Below are 5,944 nucleotides of genomic sequence, written 5' to 3'. Positions count from 1 at the left end.
GACGACGCGTGCAGTTACAAGAGATAAGATTACACAAAGGCTTGCCGTAAGAATTTATTCCTCGGTAAGCCTTTTTTTATTTGACACTTTAAAAACTTAGAACAATATGTTAAGAATTGCCGTACAATCCAAAGGGCGCTTGTTCGAAGACACAATGGCCCTGTTTACTGAAGCAGACATCAAGTTATCTACCTCCAAACGCACCTTGCTGACACAGTCCAGCAATTTTCCGGTAGAAGTACTGTTCCTGCGCGACGATGATATTCCACAATGCGTAGCCAACGGCGTAGCCGACCTCGGTATTGTAGGAGAAAATGAGTTCGTGGAACGTGCCGAGGAAGCGGAAATCGTGCACCGTCTGGGCTTCAGCAAATGCCGTTTGTCACTGGCCATTCACAAAGAAACAGAATACAACGGACTGGAATGGTTCAATCACAAAAAGATTGCGACCTCCTATCCCAATATTCTGAAAAACTTCTTAGCAGAACAGCACATTGAAGCCGACATTCACGTCATCACCGGTTCAGTGGAAATTGCTCCGGCCATCGGTCTGGCTGATGCCATCTTCGACATTGTCAGCTCCGGCTCTACCCTTATCAGCAACAACCTGAAGGAGGTGGAAGTGGTAATGAAGAGCGAAGCGCTGCTCATCGGAAACAAGCACATGTCAGACGAAAAGAAGGAAATACTTCAGGAACTGCTGTTCCGCATCAATGCAGTCAAAACCGCTGAAGACAAGAAATACGTGCTGATGAACGTACCGACCGACAAGATGCAAGACATCGTAGCCGTTCTTCCCGGTGTGAAGAGTCCGACCATCATGCCATTGGCTACAGAAGGATGGAGCAGCATCCACACTGTTCTCGACCAGAAATGTTTCTGGGAAATCATCGGCAAGCTGAAAGCCATCGGCGCACAAGGCATCCTGGTACTGCCCATAGAGAAAATGATACTTTGATTTTCAAAACCGCATCACAAAGATTGTTACTATGAACATCATTACTTATCCCGAAAGAAATACATGGGCGGACTTGCTGAAACGCCCGACGCTTCAAACGGAATCATTACGGGAAACCGTACTCGAAATATTAAACCGCATCAAATTTGAAGGTGATAAAGCCGTGCTGGAATACGAAGAAAAGTTCGACAAGGTGCGACTGAACTCCCTGCTGGTAAGCGAGGAAGAAATTGCCGAAGCAGAAAAGAAAGTCAGCATCGAACTGAAGGCAGCCATCACACTGGCTTATAACAACATCCGCACATTCCACGCCGCACAGGTATTCCAGGGAAAGAAAATCACCACACTGCCGGGCGTTACTTGCTGGCAGAAAGCGGTAGCCATTGAGAAAGTGGGATTGTACATTCCCGGTGGGACAGCTCCTCTTTTCTCCACCGTCCTGATGCTGGCCACTCCGGCACAAATTGCCGGATGCAAGGAAATCATTCTCTGCACTCCTCCTGACAAAGAAGGTAAGATTCATCCGGCCATTCTTTATGCAGCCAGACTGGCGGGCATCAACCGTATCTTCAAAGCTGGTGGAGTACAAGCTATTGGAGCCATGGCCTACGGTACGGAAAGTATTCCCAAGGTATACAAGATATTCGGTCCGGGCAACCAGTATGTCACTGCGGCCAAGCAACAGGTTTCCTTGCGCGACGTAGCCATCGACATGCCAGCAGGCCCTTCCGAAGTAGCGGTACTGGCCGATGAGACAGCCAACCCAGTTTTTGTAGCTGCCGATTTACTCTCACAGGCAGAGCATGGCACCGACAGTCAGGCCATCCTGATTACCACCAGTGAGACTTTACTGAAAGCAGTGACAGAAGAAGTGGAAAGCCAGCTGGGCCAGCTCCCAAGAAAGGAAATTGCCAGCCGCTCTTTAGCTGCCAGCAAACTGATTTTAGTGAAGAACATGGACGAAGCCGTGGAAATGACCAATGAATACGCTCCGGAGCACCTGATTATCGAAACCAAGGATTACCTGGAAATCAGCGAACGAATTGTCAATGCAGGTTCCGTGTTCTTAGGCTATTATTCTCCAGAAAGTGCGGGCGACTATGCTTCGGGTACCAACCATACACTTCCAACCAACGGCTATGCAAAGGCCTACAGCGGAGTCAGCCTGGACAGCTTCATCCGCAAAATTACCTTCCAGGAAATTACACCTGAAGGTATCGCCATGATTGGTCCGGCCATTGAAGTCATGGCAGCCAACGAACAACTTGACGCCCACAAAAATGCAGTATCCGTACGTTTAAATAAGTAACTATGAAACCATTGAAAGAACTTACGCGGCCGAACATCTGGGCCCTGAAACCCTATTCTTCGGCACGCGACGAATATAGCGGGAAAGAGGCTTCTGTATTTCTGGATGCCAATGAAAATCCCTACAATACCCCTAACAACCGTTATCCAGACCCGCTTCAAAGAGAATTAAAGGGCCTGATTGGAAGAGTAAAGAAGGTATCGCCAGACCGCATTTTTTTAGGTAATGGAAGCGATGAGGCCATCGACCTTCCTTTCCGTGCTTTCTGCCGCCCGGGCATTGACAATGTAGTGGCTATCGACCCGACTTACGGTATGTATCAGGTATGTGCCGAAGTAAACGACGTGGAATACCGGAGAGTGCAGTTGGATGAAAACTTTCAGTTCAAAGCTGCCGACTTACTGGCTGCTGCCGACGAACACACCAAACTGATTTTCCTCTGTTCGCCCAATAACCCGACGGGAAACCGTCTGTGCCGGGAAGAGATTCTTACCCTACTCCGCTCATTTGACGGACTGGTTATTCTGGATGAGGCATACGCTGACTTTTCAAATGAAGCATCGTTCCTGCAGCAGCTCGACGAATTTCCGAACCTGATTATTCTTCAGACCTTCTCCAAGGCATGGGGATGCGCCGGTATCCGTCTGGGCATGGCTTTTGCCTCTCAGGAAATCATCAACCTGCTGAATAAAATCAAATATCCGTACAACGTGAACCGGCTGACCCAGCAGGAAGCTATCCACATGATTGAAAAGCATTATCAGGTACAGCAGTGGGTAGAATCCCTGCTTCACGAACGTACCCGTCTCATGCAGGAATTCCAGAAGCTTGCTTGCTGCCGACGTATCTATCCTACCGATGCCAATTTCTTCCTGACACGAGTGAGTAATGCCAAGAAAATCTACAACTACTTGGTCGACAAAGGAATCATCGTCCGCAACCGTAGTAGTGTCACGCTCTGTCAGGACTGTCTGCGCATCACCATCGGCACGCGTCCGGAGAACGACACCTTGCTGGAAGCCCTGAAAAACTACAAGGAGGAGGAAGCATGAAAAAAGTATTGTTCATTGACCGCGACGGTACTCTCGTCATCGAGCCGCCCGTAGATTACCAGTTGGATGCGTTCGAGAAACTGGAATTCTATCCAAAAGTGTTCCGCAACCTCTACTTTATCCGCCAGAAACTAGATTTTGAGTTTGTCATGGTGACCAACCAGGACGGATTAGGCACTGACTCCTTTCCGGAAGACACATTCTGGCCCGTACACAACCTGATGCTCCAGTCGTTCAAAAACGAAGGCATTGAATTTGACAACATCCTTATCGACCGGAGTTTCCCGGAAGACAATGCCCCTACCCGCAAGCCACGCACCGGTATGCTCACGGCCTACCTGAACAATCCGGAATACGACCTGGCCGGAAGCTTTGTGATTGGCGACCGCGCTACTGATGTAGAACTGGCGAAAAACTTAGGCTGCAAGGCCATCCTGCTGCAACCGGATAAAAGTCTGCTGACCGAAAAAGAACTGGAAGACACGTGCGTATTAGCTACCACCGACTGGGACCGCGTGGCAGAGTTTCTTTTTGCCGGTGAACGTACTGCCGAGGTATGCCGCAAAACCAAGGAAACCGATATCCGTATCCGAGTGAACCTGGACGGGAACGGCACTTGCCATATCCATACCGGATTGGGATTCTTTGACCACATGCTGGAACAGATTGGTAAGCACGGTGGCATCGACCTGGACATCCACGTAGACGGTGATTTGGAAGTGGACGAACACCACACCATTGAAGATACAGCCATTGCTCTAGGAGAGTGTCTGTACAAAGCATTGGGAAATAAAAGAGGCATCGAACGTTATGGCTACTGCCTGCCCATGGATGACTGCCAGTGCATGGTTTCACTCGATTTCGGCGGACGAGCTTGGCTAGTATGGGACGCCACCTTCACCCGCGAAAAAATTGGCGACATGCCCACCGAGATGTTCCTCCATTTCTTTAAGTCGCTGAGCGACTCTGCCCGTATGAACCTCCATATCAAGGCTGAAGGAACCAATGAGCACCATAAAATAGAAGGTATCTTCAAGGCTTTTGCCCGAAGCATTAAAATGGCCATACGCCGTGACATTCATCATTTTGAAATTCCATCCAGCAAAGGATGCATATAAAAAAGGAAGAAGCATGGAAACCCGCAATTGGAATCCATGCTTCTTCTGTTTTATTACTTACGTAAAAATAAATGTACAATTACTGCTTCTTAAGCTCCACACCCAGTTGCAGTCCATCATACTGACCCAACAACGAGCTGGCTGTACTCACCGCAGAATTAGACGACTTGCTTGCCACAGCCCCTGTAATGGTCTGTGCCAGTGACATCAATTTGTCTGCTTTAAACAGCAGACTCATGGTATTCCCTGTAAGACCTTTCGAAACTGTTGCATTCACCTTCAGTCCCAAGCGAGTTTTCATCGTCAGTTCCTTGGTCTCTGCATTGTAGCTATAAGTTCCATTGACTGTTTTTCCGCCAATCACAGAGGTATACGTACTGTCTTCATTGAAAGTATAAGTTGCTCCTTCTTTGAATCCCAGTTTTTCCAGCACTCCGCTCATTTTTTCCTCAACTTGCTTGGCGGCCACTTCACCGCCTGCCTTTGCCAGCAGGTTATCACTTTCAAATTTACAGTCGGGACCCACATAAGCCCACGTACCTGTCATTGAAGCACTTTCACCCGTTACCTTATTAGCTACCGCATTGGCTACACCCGAAAGAATTGATTTCAGGTCCTGAGCCATTCCATTGGCTGTTCCGGCAATACACAATGCCAGTACCAGCACACTTCTCCATAAAACACTTTTTTTCATCACTCTTCTTATTTTTATTTGGTAGATTCTTCTTCAACAAGTGACTTGCTTCACATGCTTGTCCATCTTAGCAAGCCTTGAAACTCATGTCAAGACCTTTTACAGAATGCGTCAGGGCACCTACAGAGATGTAATCCACTCCACATTCTGCATAGTCGCGCAAAGTATCGAAGGTAATACCACCTGATGACTCCAATTCCACGCGTCCGCCTACCATTTCCACAGCCTTGCGTGTATTTTCCGGAGTAAAGTTATCCAGCATGATACGGTCTACTCCACCCAGGTCGAGTACCTGCTGCAACTCATCGAAGTTACGCACTTCTATTTCAATTTTCAGGTCCTTTCCTTTTGCCTTGCAGTATTCTTTTGCACGAGTAATTGCCTTGTCAATACCTCCGGCAAAATCCACATGATTGTCTTTCAACAGAATCATGTCGAACAATCCGATACGATGGTTTACTCCTCCACCTATTTTCACCGCCATCTTTTCAAGAATACGCATCCCTGGAGTAGTCTTGCGTGTATCAAGTACGCGAGTCTTCGTTCCCTTCAGACGTTCCACATACTTGTTTGTCATGGTCGCAATACCGCTCATACGCTGCATAATGTTCAGCATCAAGCGTTCGGTCTGAAGCAAAGACTGAATCTTTCCTTCTACTACCATAGCCACATCACCCGGTTTCACGTGTGTACCGTCTTGAATGAAGACCTCCACCTTCATTTCCGGGTCAAAGCGATGAAATACTTCTTTGGCCACTTCAATTCCGGCCAGAATTCCTTCTTCCTTTATCAAAAGTTTTGATTTTCCCATGG

6 protein-coding genes are annotated in these 5,944 nt (G+C 47.9%); 4 read left to right on the top strand and 2 right to left on the bottom strand.

Annotation, left to right across the window (positions count from 1 at the left end; all coding sequences use genetic code 11):
• The first annotated feature begins 106 nt into the window (after positions 1-106).
• Genes hisG through hisB form a run of 4 tightly spaced genes read left to right on the top strand, consistent with a single transcriptional unit; the run spans position 107 to position 4,437 of the window.
• Complete coding sequence (gene hisG / locus ACMJ0U_RS11565; RefSeq protein ID WP_417130062.1) at positions 107-958, top strand: ATP phosphoribosyltransferase; 852 nt, start codon at positions 107-109, stop codon at positions 956-958.
• 31 nt (positions 959-989) lie between these two features.
• Positions 990-2,267 carry a histidinol dehydrogenase gene (gene hisD / locus ACMJ0U_RS11560; RefSeq protein ID WP_417130061.1) on the top strand — a complete coding sequence of 426 codons (1,278 nt, stop codon included), beginning with the start codon at positions 990-992 and terminating at the stop codon, positions 2,265-2,267.
• A gap of 2 nt (positions 2,268-2,269) precedes the next feature.
• A complete protein-coding gene (gene hisC / locus ACMJ0U_RS11555) occupies positions 2,270-3,319 on the top strand; it encodes a histidinol-phosphate transaminase (RefSeq protein ID WP_417130060.1) in 1,050 nt (349 codons plus the stop codon).
• Positions 3,316-4,437: a bifunctional histidinol-phosphatase/imidazoleglycerol-phosphate dehydratase HisB gene (gene hisB / locus ACMJ0U_RS11550; protein WP_417130059.1), complete on the top strand. Its 1,122-nt coding sequence runs from the start codon at positions 3,316-3,318 to the stop codon at positions 4,435-4,437. Before hisC ends, hisB begins: the two co-directional genes overlap by 4 nt.
• A 79-nt stretch (positions 4,438-4,516) precedes the next feature.
• On the opposite strand, the gene ACMJ0U_RS11545 is transcribed toward hisB, so the two are convergent.
• Both ACMJ0U_RS11545 and nadC read right to left on the bottom strand, forming a co-directional pair.
• Positions 4,517-5,131, bottom strand: a complete 615-nt coding sequence (locus tag ACMJ0U_RS11545; protein ID WP_417130058.1) for a DUF4923 family protein — start codon at positions 5,129-5,131, stop codon at positions 4,517-4,519.
• Between the two features lie 67 nt (positions 5,132-5,198).
• The coding region (gene nadC / locus ACMJ0U_RS11540; protein WP_417130057.1) for a carboxylating nicotinate-nucleotide diphosphorylase at positions 5,199-5,944 on the bottom strand (746 nt) is incomplete at its 5' end.

Origin of the sequence: Phocaeicola sp., from assembly GCF_048170425.1 — a bacterium.
GTDB lineage: Bacteria > Bacteroidota > Bacteroidia > Bacteroidales > Bacteroidaceae > Phocaeicola.
This window is presented reverse-complemented; position numbering and strand designations above follow the sequence as displayed.